16 protein-coding genes and 1 pseudogene are annotated in these 16,271 nt (G+C 47.0%); all 17 read left to right on the top strand.

Going from position 1 to position 16,271, the window contains the following annotated elements:
* Window positions 1-4: 4 nt before the first annotated feature.
* Window positions 5-1,051 carry a flagellar motor switch protein FliM gene (fliM, locus tag FKN16_RS16835; protein ID WP_006741703.1) on the top strand — a complete coding sequence of 349 codons (1,047 nt, stop codon included), beginning with the start codon at window positions 5-7 and terminating at the stop codon, window positions 1,049-1,051.
* Window positions 1,052-1,110: 59 nt separating this feature from the next.
* Window positions 1,111-1,521 (top strand): flagellar motor switch protein FliN, encoded by a 411-nt coding sequence (gene fliN / locus FKN16_RS16830; protein ID WP_012841530.1) that lies wholly within the window; start codon window positions 1,111-1,113, stop codon window positions 1,519-1,521.
* 1 nt (window position 1,522) lies between these two features.
* On the top strand, window positions 1,523-1,936 hold the full coding sequence (fliO, locus tag FKN16_RS16825) for a flagellar biosynthetic protein FliO (RefSeq protein ID WP_065645193.1): 414 nt from the start codon (window positions 1,523-1,525) through the stop codon (window positions 1,934-1,936).
* Window positions 1,923-2,792 carry a flagellar type III secretion system pore protein FliP gene (gene fliP / locus FKN16_RS16820; protein ID WP_170903156.1) on the top strand — a complete coding sequence of 290 codons (870 nt, stop codon included), beginning with the start codon at window positions 1,923-1,925 and terminating at the stop codon, window positions 2,790-2,792. The genes fliO and fliP overlap by 14 nt, the downstream gene beginning before the upstream one ends.
* 24 nt (window positions 2,793-2,816) lie before the next feature.
* Window positions 2,817-3,086 (top strand): flagellar biosynthesis protein FliQ, encoded by a 270-nt coding sequence (gene fliQ / locus FKN16_RS16815; RefSeq protein ID WP_012841532.1) that lies wholly within the window; start codon window positions 2,817-2,819, stop codon window positions 3,084-3,086.
* Between the two features lie 8 nt (window positions 3,087-3,094).
* Window positions 3,095-3,877, top strand: coding sequence for a flagellar biosynthetic protein FliR (fliR, locus tag FKN16_RS16810; RefSeq protein ID WP_005384463.1), 783 nt, complete (start codon window positions 3,095-3,097; stop codon window positions 3,875-3,877).
* Window positions 3,878-3,880: 3 nt separating this feature from the next.
* Entirely contained in the window at window positions 3,881-5,011 is a 1,131-nt protein-coding gene (flhB, locus tag FKN16_RS16805; protein ID WP_006741705.1) for a flagellar biosynthesis protein FlhB, read from the top strand.
* Between the two features lie 210 nt (window positions 5,012-5,221).
* Window positions 5,222-7,321, top strand: coding sequence for a flagellar biosynthesis protein FlhA (gene flhA / locus FKN16_RS16800; protein ID WP_041853026.1), 2,100 nt, complete (start codon window positions 5,222-5,224; stop codon window positions 7,319-7,321).
* A 28-nt stretch (window positions 7,322-7,349) separates the two neighbouring features.
* Window positions 7,350-8,867, top strand: a complete 1,518-nt coding sequence (gene flhF, locus FKN16_RS16795) for a flagellar biosynthesis protein FlhF (protein WP_012841533.1) — start codon at window positions 7,350-7,352, stop codon at window positions 8,865-8,867.
* A 14-nt stretch (window positions 8,868-8,881) separates the two neighbouring features.
* Complete coding sequence (locus FKN16_RS16790) at window positions 8,882-9,769, top strand: MinD/ParA family protein (RefSeq protein WP_005380498.1); 888 nt, start codon at window positions 8,882-8,884, stop codon at window positions 9,767-9,769.
* Complete coding sequence (locus FKN16_RS16785; RefSeq protein ID WP_170903154.1) at window positions 9,762-10,496, top strand: RNA polymerase sigma factor FliA; 735 nt, start codon at window positions 9,762-9,764, stop codon at window positions 10,494-10,496. Before FKN16_RS16790 ends, FKN16_RS16785 begins: the two co-directional genes overlap by 8 nt.
* Window positions 10,497-10,541: 45 nt before the next feature.
* Complete coding sequence (gene cheY, locus FKN16_RS16780; RefSeq protein WP_017635949.1) at window positions 10,542-10,910, top strand: chemotaxis response regulator CheY; 369 nt, start codon at window positions 10,542-10,544, stop codon at window positions 10,908-10,910.
* A gap of 120 nt (window positions 10,911-11,030) precedes the next feature.
* Window positions 11,031-11,771 carry a protein phosphatase CheZ gene (locus FKN16_RS16775; RefSeq protein WP_006741709.1) on the top strand — a complete coding sequence of 247 codons (741 nt, stop codon included), beginning with the start codon at window positions 11,031-11,033 and terminating at the stop codon, window positions 11,769-11,771.
* A gap of 9 nt (window positions 11,772-11,780) precedes the next feature.
* Window positions 11,781-14,015, top strand: coding sequence for a chemotaxis protein CheA (locus FKN16_RS16770; protein WP_170903149.1), 2,235 nt, complete (start codon window positions 11,781-11,783; stop codon window positions 14,013-14,015).
* Window positions 14,016-14,044: 29 nt separating this feature from the next.
* Entirely contained in the window at window positions 14,045-15,157 is a 1,113-nt protein-coding gene (locus FKN16_RS16765) for a chemotaxis response regulator protein-glutamate methylesterase (protein ID WP_170903147.1), read from the top strand.
* Between the two features lie 8 nt (window positions 15,158-15,165).
* Window positions 15,166-15,945 carry a ParA family protein gene (locus tag FKN16_RS16760; protein WP_006741712.1) on the top strand — a complete coding sequence of 260 codons (780 nt, stop codon included), beginning with the start codon at window positions 15,166-15,168 and terminating at the stop codon, window positions 15,943-15,945.
* A pseudogene (locus FKN16_RS16755) lies at window positions 15,935-16,222 on the top strand (chemotaxis protein CheW); the annotation flags it as partial. The gene FKN16_RS16760 and the pseudogene FKN16_RS16755, both read left to right, overlap by 11 nt.
* Window positions 16,223-16,271: the final 49 nt, after the last annotated feature.

Here is a 16,271-nt window from a genome sequence, read left to right as displayed (position 1 = left end):
AAACGTGACCGATCTATTAAGCCAAGACGAAATTGATGCGCTATTGCACGGGGTTGACGATGTTGATGACGTCGATGAACCGATAGAAAACGACAACGAAGGTGCCGTCAATTTTGATTTCTCGTCGCAAGACAGGATTGTACGTGGTCGAATGCCGACGCTCGAACTTATCAACGAGCGCTTTGCACGACACATGCGTATTAGTCTGTTTAATATGCTGCGTAAAACGGCAGAAGTGTCGATCAATGGCGTGCAGATGATGAAGTTTGGCGAATACCAAAACACATTGTACGTGCCAACCAGTTTGAACATGGTGCGTTTTCGTCCGTTAAAAGGTACAGCGTTGATCACCATGGAGGCTCGCTTAGTCTTTATTCTGGTAGAAAACTTCTTTGGTGGGGATGGTCGATTCCATGCCAAAATCGAAGGGCGCGAATTTACCCCAACGGAACGCCGCATCATTCAGCTGCTGCTGAAGATTGTATTTGAAGACTACAAAGAAGCGTGGTCGCCAGTGATGGGGGTGGAGTTCGAATATCTCGACTCTGAAGTAAACCCAAGTATGGCTAACATTGTCAGCCCGACAGAAGTGATTGTCGTGAGTTCTTTCCACATTGAGGTCGATGGTGGCGGCGGCGATTTTCATGTCGTTATGCCTTACTCCATGGTTGAGCCGATCCGTGAACTGTTGGATGCAGGTGTTCAGTCCGACAAGATGGAGACAGACGTCCGTTGGAGCTCAGCATTACGTGAAGAGATTATGGATTGTCCGGTTAACTTCCGCGTTAACTTGCTTGAAAAAGACATCTCTTTGCGTGACCTCATGGAATTGCAACCGGGTGACATCATCCCGATTGAAATGCCAGAACATGCGACAATGTTTGTGGAAGACCTGCCGACCTATCGCGTAAAAATGGGCCGTTCGGAAGACAAATTAGCGGTGCAAATTTCTGAGGAAATTGAGCGCCCACATGTAGTCAAAACAGATTTAGCTTTCTTGGGCAAAGACATCATGTCTGAGCTTGAGAATGAAGACGATATAGACGATTAAGATACCTTATTGAACAGACATGCTTTGGCATTAAATAAGGCTTAACACAGGATAGAAAAATGGAACCAAGTGACGATCAAAAGCTAGCAGATGAATGGGCAGCCGCTCTTGGCGAAGACCCGTCTGCACCTTCTGTTGACGTAGATGAAGTATTGGCCGCGCCACTGGAAGAGCTAAAAGACACTTCAAGCCCAATTACCGAAGATGAGCGTCGTAAACTCGACACCATCATGGATATTCCGGTGACGATTTCGATGGAAGTCGGTCGTTCACAAATCAGCATTCGGAACTTATTGCAGTTGAACCAAGGTTCGGTTGTTGAGTTGGATCGTCTAGCGGGCGAGTCATTGGACGTATTAGTCAACGGTACACTGATTGCGCATGGCGAAGTCGTGGTCGTGAACGATAAGTTTGGTATCCGTTTGACGGATGTGATCAGCCAAACTGAACGAATTAAGAAGCTACGTTAAGATGAGCCGCTCAATCAAAACGCGATTGAAGCAAATCACTGGAGCACTGAGCTTAATGCTGAGTGCTCCTCATGCATTTGCTGCCGCACCAAATAATCTGGATCTTGCGACGACACTGGGCTCGCTTGTGCTTGTGATCGGCGTGATTCTTTTGTTGGCTTGGCTACTTAAACGTATGCAAGTGCCGGCGATGGGACAACAAAAAGGCTTGCGTATTGTGAGTCAGTTGCCAGTGGGCACCAAAGAAAGAATCGCCGTAGTTCAAGTGGGTGAAGAGCAGTTTTTGGTTGGAATTACCAGCCAATCAATCCAAACGTTAGCCAAGTTAGATAAGCCACTGAAAGAGGAAGAGTTGGCGACCAATGCTTTTGCGACTCAATTTAGCCAACTGATCAAAAAACATGACAAAGGGTAACCCGATTCGTTTGCTCCTGAGCACGTTGTTGTTTTTCGTCGGCGTGCTGTTTTCTTCATTTTCGTTTGCTGAGGCAGAGGAGTCTGCTCTGCCTGACAACTTGGCTGATGGAAGTAGCGTCACTGTTCAGGCGATGCAAAGTGATACTGGCGCCAGTCGTGCTATGTCCGTTTCTAGTGGTGGTGGCATCCCTGCGTTTACTATGACCACGAACCCAGATGGCAGTGAAGATTACTCGGTTACACTACAAATTTTAGCGTTAATGACCATGCTTGGCTTCTTGCCTGCCATGGTCATTCTAATGACGTCGTTTACTCGAATTGTTGTGGTGATGTCGATATTGCGTCAGGCAATGGGTTTGCAACAAACGCCGTCTAATCAGGTCATCATTGGTATAGCGCTTTTTTTGACCTTTTTTGTTATGTCTCCTGTCCTGAACGAAATCAACGATAAAGCCGTTCAGCCTTATTTGAACGAGCAAGTCACGGCTCGAGAAGCATTTGATGCTGCACAAGCGCCAATGAAAGCGTTCATGCTTAAACAGACCCGAATCAAAGACTTGGAGACGTTTGTAACCATGTCAGGAGAGCAAGTCGATAATCCAGAAGATGTGTCGATGGCGGTGTTGATTCCGGCTTTTATCACCTCAGAGCTAAAAACTGCATTCCAAATTGGTTTTATGCTCTTCTTGCCGTTTTTGATTATTGACCTCGTGGTAGCGTCGGTACTGATGGCAATGGGTATGATGATGTTGTCACCAATGATTGTTTCGTTGCCGTTCAAGTTGATGCTGTTTGTATTGGTCGATGGCTGGAACTTGATACTTTCGACACTCGCGGGCAGTTTTGCCCTTTAGATAAGCGCAGATAGAGGATAAGACATGACACCAGAAATGTTTGTCGAGCTTTTCCGTGAAGCACTTTGGATGGTGCTTATCATGGTCTGCGCCATTATCATCCCAAGTTTGCTTATCGGCCTTATTGTTGCGATTTTCCAAGCTGCGACTTCCATCAACGAACAAACATTGAGCTTCTTGCCGCGTTTGATTGTCACGCTTTTGGCTCTAATGCTATTTGGTCACTGGATGACGCAAATGTTGATGGAATATTTCTATGGCTTGATTGAGCGCTTACCTCAGGTGCTTTATTAGAGGCGCCTATGGAGTACCCCACTAGCGTTGTCTTAGATTGGATCGCAAACTATTTCTGGCCCTACGTTCGTATCTCTTCCATGCTGATGGTGATGACGGTAACTGGGGCTCGATTTGTCTCACCACGAATCCGCCTTTACCTCGGGTTAGCCATCACTTTTGCCGTCATGCCTGCGATCCCTGCAGTGCCTCAAGACATTGAGTTGCTCTCGTTTCGGGGTTTTATGACCATTGCCGAGCAAATGATCATCGGTATTGCGATGGGGATGGTCACTCAATTTATGATTCAAACCTTTGTCTTGTTGGGACAAATATTGGGTATGCAATCAAGTTTGGGTTTCGCTTCTATGGTTGATCCCGCAAATGGTCAGAACACGCCATTGCTTGGTCAGCTATTCATGTTTTTGACGACAATGTTTTTCCTTGCCACCGATGGGCACTTGAAAATGCTGCAACTGGTAGTGTTCAGCTTTAAAACCTTGCCGATTGGTTCCGGCTCGCTCAACGCGGTTGATTTCCGTGAAATGGCTGGCTGGCTTGGTATTATGTTCCAAACGGCACTGAGTATGTCGCTATCTGGCATTATTGCGCTACTTACCATTAACTTGTCGTTTGGTGTAATGACCCGTGCTGCACCACAGTTAAACATCTTTTCGCTTGGTTTTGCATTTGCGTTGATGGTGGGTCTATTACTGTGTTGGTACATACTGGCTGGCCTTTACAGTCATTATGAAATGTTCTGGACAGTGGGTGAGGCGCAGATTTGTCGGCTTATTCGCTTGGAGTGCTAAGATTTGGCAGAATCAGACGGTCAGGAACGCACCGAAGAAGCTACGCCCCGACGGTTACAACAAGCCAGAGAAAAGGGGCAGGTCGCTCGATCTAAAGAACTCGCATCAGCATCTGTACTGATCGTTGGTGCCATTTCACTGATGTGGTTTGGCGAGGCGTTAGCACGCTCACTGTTTTCCATCATGAGCCGTTTATTTGATCTTCAACGAGAAGAGATTTTCGATACGGCAAAGCTATTTGACATTGCTTTAGGGGCGATGACCGATTTGTTGTTCCCTCTATTTTTGGTGCTAGCTACGTTGTTTACTGCCGCCATGATTGGTGCTGCGGGTGTGGGAGGAATCAGTTTTTCTGCTCAAGCGGCTATGCCAAAGCTGTCGAAAATGAATCCGCTTAGCGGTTTAAAGCGGATGGTGGGAATGCAAAGCTGGGTAGAGTTGATCAAATCAATTCTTAAAGTGGTTTTGGTTACTGGTGTCGCGATCTATTTGATCCAAGCATCGCAGGCGGATCTGATTCAATTAAGTATGGATGTGTATCCGCAAAACATCTTCCATGCTTTAGATATTCTGCTGAACTTTATTTTGCTGATCAGTTGCTCGCTATTGATTGTGGTTGCCATCGATATTCCATTTCAAATCTGGCAGCACGCCGATCAGTTAAAAATGACCAAGCAAGAAGTCAAAGACGAATATAAAGAAACCGAGGGTAAGCCGGAAGTTAAAGGCCGTATTCGTATGTTGCAAAGGGAAGCGGCTCAACGTCGTATGATGGCAGACGTTCCTCAGGCTGATGTTATTGTTACCAACCCAGAGCACTTTTCGGTTGCGCTTCGTTATAAACAGAAGACAGACCGTGCGCCGGTAGTGATCGCTAAAGGTACTGATCACATGGCAATGAAGATTCGAGAAGTCGCCCGAGAGCATGACATCACAATTGTACCTGCTCCGCCACTTGCTCGTGCGCTGTACCATACTACTGAGCTAGAACAAGAGATCCCCGATGGATTATTTACTGCGGTGGCTCAGGTTTTGGCATTTGTATTCCAGTTGAAGCAATACCGAAAGCGAGGTGGTCAGCGCCCCAAAATTCAGGATTACGATTTGCCAATCCCGCCAGAACACCGGCACTAATGCTAAAAGAAGCCTAATTCTAAAAAGGCTAATTGAATCAGATATTAAACTCTACTTGAGTGTTTAGTCATTATTTTGGCGTTAATTATGGTACATAGCTTGCTTAAAACGCCTTAATTATCAACCATACCTAAACTTTTAGGCCAAAGCGGTCGCGTATTAATAGTAAGAGCTAACGTGACGCTTCAATCGATTGAGATCTCTCGTAGTATGAAGTTAAGCCTGCCATTTGCAGATAAATTGCCACGAATCCCTCAGCGTGAAATGCCAGCTATTGGCGCACCGGTGATGGTTTTGGCCACCTTAGCGATGGTGGTGCTGCCTATTCCAGCCTTTTTGCTGGATATGTTCTTCACCTTTAACATCGCGTTGTCGATGGTGGTGTTGTTAGTGACCGTTTACACACGTCGTCCGTTGGACTTCGCCGCTTTTCCGACGGTACTGCTGATCGCGACTTTGTTGCGTTTGGCGCTGAACGTTGCCTCGACACGTGTCGTCTTACTGCATGGTCACGAAGGCGGCAACGCGGCAGGTAACGTAATTGAAGCGTTTGGTAATGTCGTTATTGGTGGTAACTACGCGGTCGGCTTAGTGGTTTTCCTTATCTTAATGATCATCAACTTTATGGTGGTGACCAAAGGTGCGGGTCGTATCTCTGAGGTAAGTGCTCGCTTCACCCTTGATGCGTTGCCAGGTAAGCAGATGGCGATTGATGCGGACTTAAATGCCGGATTGATAGACCAAGAACAAGCAAGAGTTCGTCGTTTTGAAGTGACCAAAGAAGCGGATTTCTACGGCTCGATGGATGGTGCCTCGAAGTTCGTAAAAGGTGACGCGATTGCCGGTATTTTGATTCTGTTTATCAACATCATCGGCGGTCTGTCGATCGGTATGGCGCAGTATGGATTGGGTTTCGGTGAGGCAATTGAAATCTATACTTTGCTGACGATTGGTGACGGCCTAGTTGCACAGATTCCATCGCTATTGCTGTCGATTGCTGCGGCGATGATGGTGACGCGTCAAAACACCGATGAAGATATGGGTGAACAGCTGGTCTTCCAGATGTTCGACAACCCAAAAGCACTGATGATTACCGCAGCTATTCTCGGTGTGATGGGTATCGTACCGGGCATGCCACACTTTGCGTTTTTGAGTCTGGCGGTAGCGGCTGGCGCGGCGGCGTATTTCATCGATAAACGCCAAAAGCAGAAAGCGAAAGAACCGGCTTTACCAGCGAAAGCCGACGAAGGTGCAGAGCCTTCATCACAACGCGAACTGTCTTGGGACGACGTCCAGCCAGTCGATATTATTGGCCTAGAAGTGGGTTACCGCTTGATTCCATTAGTGGACCGAGACCAAGGCGGAGAGCTGTTAGAGCGCGTAAAAGGTGTGCGTAAAAAGCTATCGCAAGATTTTGGGTTCTTAATCCCTGCGGTTCACATACGTGACAACCTTGAACTGACGCCAAACAGCTATCGAATTACGTTAATGGGGGTTGCGGTGGGCGAAGCTGAGATTCGTCCGGATCAAGAGCTAGCGATTAACCCAGGTCAGGTGTATGGCATGATTGATGGCGAGCCAACCATTGACCCTGCATTTGGACTGGAAGCCGTATGGATTCGCGAAGATCAGCGTGAGCATGCTCAGGCGTTAGGTTATACGGTTGTTGATTCATCAACGGTATTAGCGACGCACCTGAGCCAGTTATTGACTAACAACGCATCGCAGTTGATTGGTCATGAAGAAGTAGAGAATTTATTAGAAATGTTAGGACGCAGCGCGCCTAAGTTGGTTGAGAACTTTGTTCCTGACCAATTACCATTAGGTGTGGTGGTGAAAGTCCTACAAAACTTGTTAAACGAGGCCATTCCAATCCGCGATATTCGCACGATTGTTCAAACTTTGGCTGAGTACTCAAGTAAGAGTCAAGAAGCTGACATATTGACGGCAGCAGTTCGAATTAGTCTAAAACGTCTAATTGTTCAAGAAATCAATGGTATAGAGCCTGAGCTGCCAGTGATTACTTTGATACCTGAACTGGAACAAATATTGCATCAAACTATGCAAGCATCAGGAGGCGAATCTGCGGGGATTGAACCGGGGCTCGCTGAACGATTGCAGTCTTCACTAAGCCAAGCGACACAGGAACAAGAATTGAAAGGCGAGCCAGCCGTTCTGCTTACTTCCGGTGTATTACGCTCGACGTTGGCGAAATTTGTGAAGAACACAATACCTAATCTCCGGGTACTGTCTTACCAAGAAATCCCGGATGAAAAACAGATCAGAATTGTGCAAGCCGTGGGTAACTGATCTCACGCATCATTAATGGATTCATAGTTTGAAAATAAAGCGATTTTTTGCCAAAGACATGAGAACGGCGCTGCTCCAAGTGAAAGAGGAGTTAGGCGCGGAAGCGGTGATCATGTCAAACAAGAAAGTGGCTGGTGGGGTGGCGATTGTTGCGGCGATAGATAGTGAATCTAACCCGTCTCAAGCAAGCGCAGCGTCACAACAAAATCGCGGTGCTTCTCAATCGAATCGCTATAACGAACATCGTCAAATGTCATCGTCTTCTGCTGATCGTTATCAAGATCGTCATTTAGATGAAGATAAAATTAGCCTGAACAGTAATAACAGTAACAACGAAAAAACAGGCTCGATGACGCAGCGATTCGCTAACATGCTTAAGCAATATAGTGGTGGTGCAGCAGATGCTGACGATCATGTAGCGGAAAATGAAGATTCGCTTTCTGCTTTATTGCAACGCCAGAATAAGCATCGCGACGGCTACAACCAAGAAAAGCCAGCGCCATATCAACCAGATTCACCTTTGGCGAAGTTAATCGCACAAGATAATCGATTTGAGCGTCCAACGCCGAAGTTGGATCCGACACGCTATGATCGCCGCCGTCCAAGTGATGAGCGAGAAGAGTCTGCTGATGAGCTGGAGAGTATGCGCGAAGAGATGACGTCAATTCGTCGTCTTCTAGAGCATCAAGTCTCTGGCCTAATGTGGCAGGAAGTGGAACGTCGTGAGCCGCTCAGAGCAATGCTGATTAAGCGCTTAGAGCGTATGGGCGTTTCTCCGGAGTTAGCAGACCAAATGGCTTGCTATATCCCGGAAGATACAAAACCAGCGCGAGCGTGGAAAGCGCTGTTGTCGCTGGTGGCGGATCAAATCAATATTCCTAAACAGGACATTTTAAAACGTGGTGGTGTGGTCGCACTGTTAGGTCCGACGGGGGTGGGAAAAACAACCACCGTTGCGAAGCTCGCAGCACGTGCCGCCATGGAATACGGTGCCGACAATGTGGCCCTTGTGACAACAGATACATATCGCATAGGTGCACATGAGCAGCTCTCAATTTACGGAAGAATCATGGGTTGTCCCGTAAGAGTTGCTAAAGATTCTAACGAGTTAGCCGATGTTATATATCAGCTAAGAAACAGAAGACTGATTTTGGTCGATACGGCAGGGATGGGGCAACGAGATGTCAGGCTTTCTGAGCAGCTCGATACTCTAATGCAAGAGAGCGGAGAAGTGATTCACAGCTACCTTGTTTTGCCAGCTACCGCACAACGTCGCGTTCTACAAGAAACGCTGGATCACTTCCGACGCATACCACTTTCGGGTTGTATTATGACGAAGCTTGATGAGTCATTAAGTCTAGGCGAATTCATCAGTGTAGTGATTCAAAACGCAATGCCAGTGGCTTACATAGCTAATGGCCAGCGCGTGCCAGAAGACATTGTGATAGCGCAACCAAAATATATGCTTGCGAAAGCAAATGAACTGTTAGAGAAGTCGACAGAGAACGAACCTCACTTTTGGAACAGTGACAGTGAAGGACTCTAAGGCGGCGGACTACTATGACTGAGAATATGATACACGATCAAGCAAGCGGCCTCCGTCGCTTAACACAACCATCGTTGACCAAAGTGATTGCTGTTACTGGCGGCAAAGGTGGTGTGGGGAAATCAAACGTAACACTGGGTCTGGCGATTTGTATGGCTCGCCAAGGCAAGAAGGTGATGGTTCTCGACGCTGATTTAGGTCTGGCCAATGTGGACGTGATGCTCGGAATTCGTGCAAAACGTAATCTAGGACATGTCTTAGCGGGTGAATGTGAGCTAAAAGATGCGATTGTCGAAGGGCCTTATGGTATAAAGATAATCCCTGCAACTTCTGGCACACAGAGCATGACTGAGCTTTCTCACGCTCAACATGCTGGACTCATTCGAGCATTTGGTAGTCTTGAAGACGAAATGGACGTCCTGCTGATAGATACCGCCGCAGGCATTTCTGACATGGTAATCAGTTTTTCGCGAGCAGCTCAAGATGTCGTTGTGGTTGTGTGTGATGAACCAACTTCAATCACAGATGCATATGCGTTAATTAAGCTGTTAAGTAAAGAACACCAGGTCCAACGCTTTAAAGTTGTAGCAAATATGGTCAGAAGCTACCGTGAAGGGCGAGAATTGTTTGCAAAGTTGACGCTAGTCACAGAGCGATTCTTGAATGTCAGCCTTGAACTCGTAGCATGTATTCCATTAGATGATAAAGTACGACAGGCTGTAAAAAGACAAAAAATTGTCGTTGATGCGTTCCCTCGCTCTCCTGCTGCTTTAGCTATTAGCTCACTAGCAAACAAAGCGTTAACGTGGCCACTACCGAAAACACCAAGTGGACACTTGGAATTTTTTGTGGAAAGGTTGCTAAATCGTACCGAATTCGCAGAGGACCCTTTTGGTGAATAAAGCGATAACCTATGACCAACATGGCAAGTTTAATAGCCAGCAAGCGTTTATAGAGCGCTACTCAGTGTTGGTTAAGCGCATTGCTCACCACCTATTAGGCCGTTTACCGCCGAGTGTTCAGGTAGAGGATTTAATTCAGGCCGGCATGATCGGTCTTATCGAAGCTCAGCAGAATTATGATGGTTCTAAAGGTGCGAGCTTTGAAACTTATGCAGGTATCCGTATTCGTGGCGCAATGTTAGATGACATGCGCAAAGGCGATTGGGTACCGCGTTCTGTTCATAAAAATAATCGAGAGATTAACCAAGCGATTGCGGAGCTGGAAGGCGAATTAAATCGAGATCCTACTGATTCTGAAGTAGCCATGCATCTCGGTATGACACTGGATCAATATCATAGTGCTCTGACCGATATCAACTGCTCAAAATTAGTCGGTATTGAAGATTTAGGCGTTTCTGATGATGTGATTTCACCTGCAGATGAAACTGATGACAGTAACCCGTTCAAAGGGGTTGCCGATGAATCATTTCGAAAAGCACTGGTTGAATCAATAAAACAGCTTCCAGAGCGTGAAGCTTTGGTACTTTCGCTTTATTATGATGAAGAACTCAATTTGAAAGAAATTGGCGATGTGTTAGGCGTAAGCGAATCTCGCGTAAGTCAAATACTGAGTCAAGCGATGCAACGTTTGCGCACCAAGCTCAGTGCGTGGACACAAAATGACTAAAAACACTGATTTTACGATTCAGTGGAGGCAATTTTGAATAAAAACATGAAGATCCTTATTGTTGATGATTTCTCAACAATGCGCCGTATTGTTAAAAACCTGCTTCGTGACTTGGGTTTCAATAACACTCAAGAAGCGGACGATGGTTTAACCGCATTACCAATGCTGAAAAAAGGTGACTTCGATTTTGTTGTAACTGACTGGAACATGCCAGGTATGCAAGGCATCGATTTGCTTAAACACATCCGCGCGGATGCAGAACTTAAGCATTTGCCAGTTCTAATGATCACGGCTGAAGCGAAGCGTGAGCAGATCATTGAAGCTGCTCAAGCAGGCGTAAACGGCTACATTGTTAAGCCATTTACTGCTGCAACATTAAAAGAAAAATTAGATAAAATTTTCGAGCGTTTATAACTCTCTCTTTTTCTCTTTGTTATTCGAGTCATTCATACCAATTATTAAATACCTATTAAATGACTCGTTTAGCGTTTTTAAAGTGATAAGAAGAACTAAACGTAAAAGGGTCTATTCAGAATGATCTCACTAGAGCAGGCGAAGTCACTCGTTCAAATGCTAGAAAACGGGGAACAAGACCAAGCCAATATGCTTGTTGCCTCGATCTACGAAGGTGCCGAGAATCCAATGCTGCAAGAAATTGGAGCCTTAACTCGAGACCTTCACGAATCACTCAAGCAGTTCAGTCTCGATCAGCGCATGACCGAAATTGCGAAAGACGAAATCCCTAACGCAAGGGATCGTCTTAATTATGTGATCGAGAAGACAGAGCTAGCAGCCAACAAAACGATGGATGCAGTCGACTGCTGCCTTCCTATCGCTGACAACCTGCATGATTGCCTTCAGAAAGTTCGTCCTCAATGGAATGAACTCATGCACGGGCGCATCGAATTAAGCGAATTCAAAGCACTTTGTCACCGAATCGACGAGCTATTAGTTCAAGTCGAAGGTGACAGTACTGAGTTGCGTGGTCAATTGACCGAAATTCTCATGGCGCAAGACTTCCAAGACCTAACTGGCCAAATTATTCGCCGCGTAATTACGTTGGTAAATGAAGTAGAAGGCCGCTTAGTGGAAATCCTAACCGTATTCTCTGGAAATAAACCTGAAGAACACATTCAAGTTTTGTCAGAACCGGCAGATAAAAAGAATACACAAACAAGCGAAGCCGAAGGCCCGATTCTTCATCCAGAACTGAGAGAAGATGCGGTTTCATCGCAGGACGAAGTCGATGACTTGTTGTCCAGTCTTGGATTTTAAAGGTAACGTATGAGCTACGATTTAGACGAAGATATTCTTCAGGACTTTCTCATTGAGGCTGGGGAAATTCTCGAACTGCTTTCTGAGCAGTTGGTTGAATTGGAAAATAACCCAGAAGACAAAGACTTACTTAATGCAATTTTCCGCGGGTTTCACACCGTAAAAGGCGGTGCTGGCTTCCTGTCTTTGGCAGAGCTAGTCGATACTTGTCATGGTGCGGAGAACGTGTTCGACGTTTTACGAAACGGCCAACGCACGGTCACGCAAAACTTAATGGATACGATGCTAAAAGCGTTGGATACGGTCAATACCCAGTTCCAAGCTGTTCAAGATCGTGAGCCATTGGAAGCTGCGGATCCTGCCCTTCTTGAAGAACTTCATCGTCTATGTAAACCTGAATCAGAAGATGAAGTCGCTGTAACCGTGGTTGAAGAACCAGTGGTTACTCCTGAACCTGTCATTCCTGAGCCTGTTATTGAAGAACCTGCCGCGCCAGCGTCAAGTGTCGGCTCTGTCGATGAAATTACCCAAGACGAATTCGAAAAGCTGCTGGATGAACTTCATGGTAAAGGCTCAGCTCCAGGCTCTTCAGAACCTGCGACACCAACAGCGCCATCAGAGCCCCCTCAATCAAGTGCGCCATCAGTTGAAAGTGGCGATATCACTGACGATGAATTTGAACGTCTACTTGACGAACTTCACGGCGTTGGCAAAAGTCCATCAGCGGCAGAGGCTGCAGCATCTGCACCAGCAGAACCTCCTAAAGCGGCAGAACCAGTTGCGCCAGTTGCATCGTCAGCAAATCAAGATAGTGACTTAATGACGGACGAAGAGTTCGAAAAGTTACTCGACGAGCTACATGGTGCGGGCAAAGGTCCCACGCTGGAAGAACTGGATATGGCAACGAAGCCGGCATCAGCAAACGTAGAGGAAAGCCCTGCGAAACCTGAGCCTGCGGTTAAGCCAGCACCAGCAGCTCCAACTCCGGCTCCAGCACCAAAACCAGAATCTAAACCTGTCGCGGTGAAAGAAGAGGCGAAAGCGCCAGCGGTTAAAAAGCCTCAGGCCGAGGCAACTGTTCGTGTCGATACCTCGACGCTTGATACCATCATGAACATGGTAGGTGAGCTTGTATTGGTCCGAAACCGTCTATTAAGCCTTGGTTTGAACAGCGACAATGAAGAAATGTCCAAAGCGGTCGCCAACCTTGATGTCGTAACGGCGGATCTGCAAGGCGCGGTAATGAAAACGCGTATGCAGCCAATCAAGAAAGTATTTGGCCGTTTCCCACGCGTTGTCCGTGACTTGGCGCGCAACTTAAATAAAGACATCGTGCTGGAAATGCGCGGTGAAGAAACCGATCTCGATAAAAACCTTGTAGAAGCATTGGCTGATCCATTGATTCACTTGGTTCGTAACTCGGTTGACCACGGTATTGAAATGCCAGACGATCGCGCGAAAGCAGGTAAATCACGCACAGGTAAAGTGATTTTGTCTGCATCGCAAGAAGGGGATCACATTGAGCTATCCATCGTAGATGATGGCGGCGGTATGGACCCGAACAAACTGCGTGGTATCGCGGTTAAGCGCGGCATGATGGACGAAGATGCAGCGGCCCGTTTAACAGACAAAGAGTGCTTCAACCTTATCTTTGCGCCAGGTTTCTCAAGTAAAGATAAAATTTCTGACATCTCTGGCCGTGGCGTTGGCATGGATGTGGTTAAGACGGCGATCAACACCTTAAATGGTTCAATCGATATCGATTCTGAGCTAGGTAAGGGCACTAAGATCACGATCAAAGTACCACTGACGCTTGCGATCCTACCAACACTGATGGTTGGTGTTGGCGGTCATCCGTTTGCGCTGCCACTGGCATCTGTGAGCGAAATTTTCCACTTGGATCTGAGTCGCACAAACGTGGTAGATGGTCAGTTGACGATCATTGTGCGTGAAAAATCTATCCCGCTATTTTACTTACAGAACTGGTTAGCATCCAAATCACAAAGCGTCGAAGAGCGTACTGGTCACGGTCATGTGGTTATTGTACAGATCGGTAACCAGCGCGTTGGTTTTGTTGTGGATACGCTTATTGGTCAAGAAGAAGTGGTTATTAAGCCACTCGATAATCTATTGCAAGGCACTCCGGGCATGGCTGGTGCAACAATCACTAGCGATGGCCATATTGCATTAATTCTAGATGTGCCTGATTTACTTAAGCGATATGCTGCGGCTTCACGCCTTTAAGCAAAGCTGACGTTATTAAAAGGAATAAGATGGCGATTAAAGTACTAGTCGTTGATGATTCGAGTTTTTTTCGACGTCGCGTGAGCGAAATCATCAACTCAGAATCGCGCCTAGAAGTGATTGACGTTGCGGTAAATGGCAGAGAGGCGGTTGAGAAAGCCAAATCTCTTAAACCGGACGTCATCACGATGGATATTGAAATGCCAGTGATGGATGGCATTACCGCTGTACGTGAAATCATGGCAGCGGCTCCAACGCCAATCCTAATGTTTTCGTCCCTGACTCATGACGGGGCGAAAGCCACGCTTGATGCGCTTGATGCGGGCGCATTGGATTTCTTACCGAAAAAGTTTGAAGACATCGCACGTAACCGCGAAGAAGCGGTGTCACTGCTTCAGCAACGAGTTATTCAGATTGCTTCGAAGCGCGCTTTTATGCGTCGACCAATCACTCGCGTTGCTGCGAGTACCAATGCGGCATCTCGTCCACTAGGTTCAAGAACGGCTTCGCCAGCGACTCCAGCTCCAGCTCGACCGGCTGCGGCAAAGTTCCGAGCCTCCGGTAAGAAGTATCAACTGACCGCAATTGGCACGTCGACTGGTGGTCCGGTTGCTTTGCAAAAAATTCTGACGCGTTTACCGATGAACTACCCGCATCCGATCGTATTGATCCAACATATGCCAGCAACCTTTACTGCTGCATTTGCCAGCCGTTTGAATACCTTGTGTAAGATTCAAGTGAAAGAAGCCCAAGACGGCGATGTCTTACAGCCTGGTGTGGCATACCTTGCTCCAGGTGGTAAGCAAATGATGGTGGATGGTCGAGCGGGGGCTGCTCGTATTCGTATCATTGATGGCGGCGACCGCATGAACTACAAACCATGTGTGGATGTGACTTTTGGTTCTGCAGCCAAAGTATACGGTGACAAAGTACTCTCTTTAGTGCTGACTGGCATGGGTGCAGACGGTCGTGAAGGCGCTCGTATGTTGAAGGCTGCAGGCTCAACTATTTGGGCTCAAGATGAAGAAAGTTGTGTTGTTTATGGTATGCCCCAAGCTGTTGCTAAAGCAGGCATTTCTTCAGAAGATTTACCGCTTGACCGCATTGCAGAACGCATGTTGGTGGAAGTTGGCCTAGCGTAGGATTCATCATGATTGTTTGGAGTGTAGCTAACCAGAAAGGTGGCGTGGGTAAAACCACCTCAACAGTGACATTAGCGGGTTTGCTGAGTCAAAAAGGCCATCGCGTACTGATGGTCGATACTGACCCTCACGCATCACTGACTACCTATCTTGGTTATGATCCTGACGCAGTAACTTCGAGCCTGTTTGATTTATTCCAGTTGAAGACATTCTCTCGTGAAACGGTGAGGCCGTTAATCCTAGAGACAAAACTGGAAGGGATGGATATCATTCCCGCGCATATGTCCCTTGCGACGCTTGATCGTGTCATGGGGAATCGCAGTGGGATGGGATTGATCTTAAAACGAGCTCTACAAGCGGTCTCACAAGACTATGATTATGTGTTGATTGACTGCCCGCCAATTCTTGGTGTGATGATGGTGAACGCACTGGCCGCCAGTGACCGAATTTTGATTCCCGTTCAAACCGAGTTTTTGGCGATGAAAGGCTTGGAACGCATGATGCGCACGTTAACCATTATGCAAAAGTCTCGTCCGGGTGGTTTCAAAGTGACTATCGTTCCAACGATGTATGACAAGCGCACCAAAGCGTCTTTGCAGACATTGATGCAACTGAAGAAAGATTACCCAAATCAAGTATGGACCTCTGCGGTGCCGATTGATACCAAGTTCCGTGATGCTAGTTTAAAGCATTTGCCAGCATCGCATTTTGCATCTGGTAGTCGTGGTGTGTTTGCGTATAAACAGTTACTGATTTACCTGGAGAGGTTAGCGTTCGATGAGCAGTAACGACGTGCTTTCCAGTGAACAAGCGCTTGATGACTACTTTAATGCGCTATTGGGTGATGAGGCTGAAGCAACGACTCTTGAGGAAGAGCTTGACTTGCTGGCTCAAGAGATATCATCTGCAGAGCCAGAGCCAGAGCCAGAGCCAGAGCCAGAGCCAGAGCCAGAGCCAGAGCCAGAGCCAGAGCCAGAGCCAGAGCCAGAGCCAGAGCCAGAGCCAGAGCCAGAGCCAGAGCCAGAGCCAGAGCCGGAACAAGAGCCAGAATTCCAATTTCAATCCTAGGAACCTGAAACTTACCAGCATAAACAAACTGATCCTGCCGAAATAG

The sequence above is a fragment of the Vibrio sp. 11-4(1) genome, from assembly GCF_013048625.1.
In the GTDB taxonomy this organism is placed as follows: Bacteria; Pseudomonadota; Gammaproteobacteria; order Enterobacterales; family Vibrionaceae; genus Vibrio; species Vibrio diabolicus.
Note: the sequence above shows the minus strand (reverse complement) of the source record. Positions and strands in the feature narration are given on the sequence as shown.

Bases quoted from the DNA above. Each gene is read 5' to 3' on its own strand.
- fliP (WP_170903156.1), top strand. From the start codon at position 1,923: ATGACAAAGGGTAACCCGATTCGTTTGCTCCTGAGCACGTTGTTGTTT.
- FKN16_RS16790 (WP_005380498.1), top strand. From the start codon at position 8,882: ATGACTGAGAATATGATACACGATCAAGCAAGCGGCCTCCGTCGCTTA.
- fliN (WP_012841530.1), top strand. From the start codon at position 1,111: ATGGAACCAAGTGACGATCAAAAGCTAGCAGATGAATGGGCAGCCGCT.
- cheY (WP_017635949.1), top strand. From the start codon at position 10,542: ATGAAGATCCTTATTGTTGATGATTTCTCAACAATGCGCCGTATTGTT.
- fliQ (WP_012841532.1), top strand. From the start codon at position 2,817: ATGACACCAGAAATGTTTGTCGAGCTTTTCCGTGAAGCACTTTGGATG.
- FKN16_RS16775 (WP_006741709.1), top strand. From the start codon at position 11,031: ATGATCTCACTAGAGCAGGCGAAGTCACTCGTTCAAATGCTAGAAAAC.
- FKN16_RS16770 (WP_170903149.1), top strand. From the start codon at position 11,781: ATGAGCTACGATTTAGACGAAGATATTCTTCAGGACTTTCTCATTGAG.
- flhA (WP_041853026.1), top strand. From the start codon at position 5,222: ATGAAGTTAAGCCTGCCATTTGCAGATAAATTGCCACGAATCCCTCAG.
- FKN16_RS16765 (WP_170903147.1), top strand. From the start codon at position 14,045: ATGGCGATTAAAGTACTAGTCGTTGATGATTCGAGTTTTTTTCGACGT.
- fliR (WP_005384463.1), top strand. From the start codon at position 3,095: ATGGAGTACCCCACTAGCGTTGTCTTAGATTGGATCGCAAACTATTTC.
- FKN16_RS16760 (WP_006741712.1), top strand. From the start codon at position 15,166: ATGATTGTTTGGAGTGTAGCTAACCAGAAAGGTGGCGTGGGTAAAACC.
- fliO (WP_065645193.1), top strand. From the start codon at position 1,523: ATGAGCCGCTCAATCAAAACGCGATTGAAGCAAATCACTGGAGCACTG.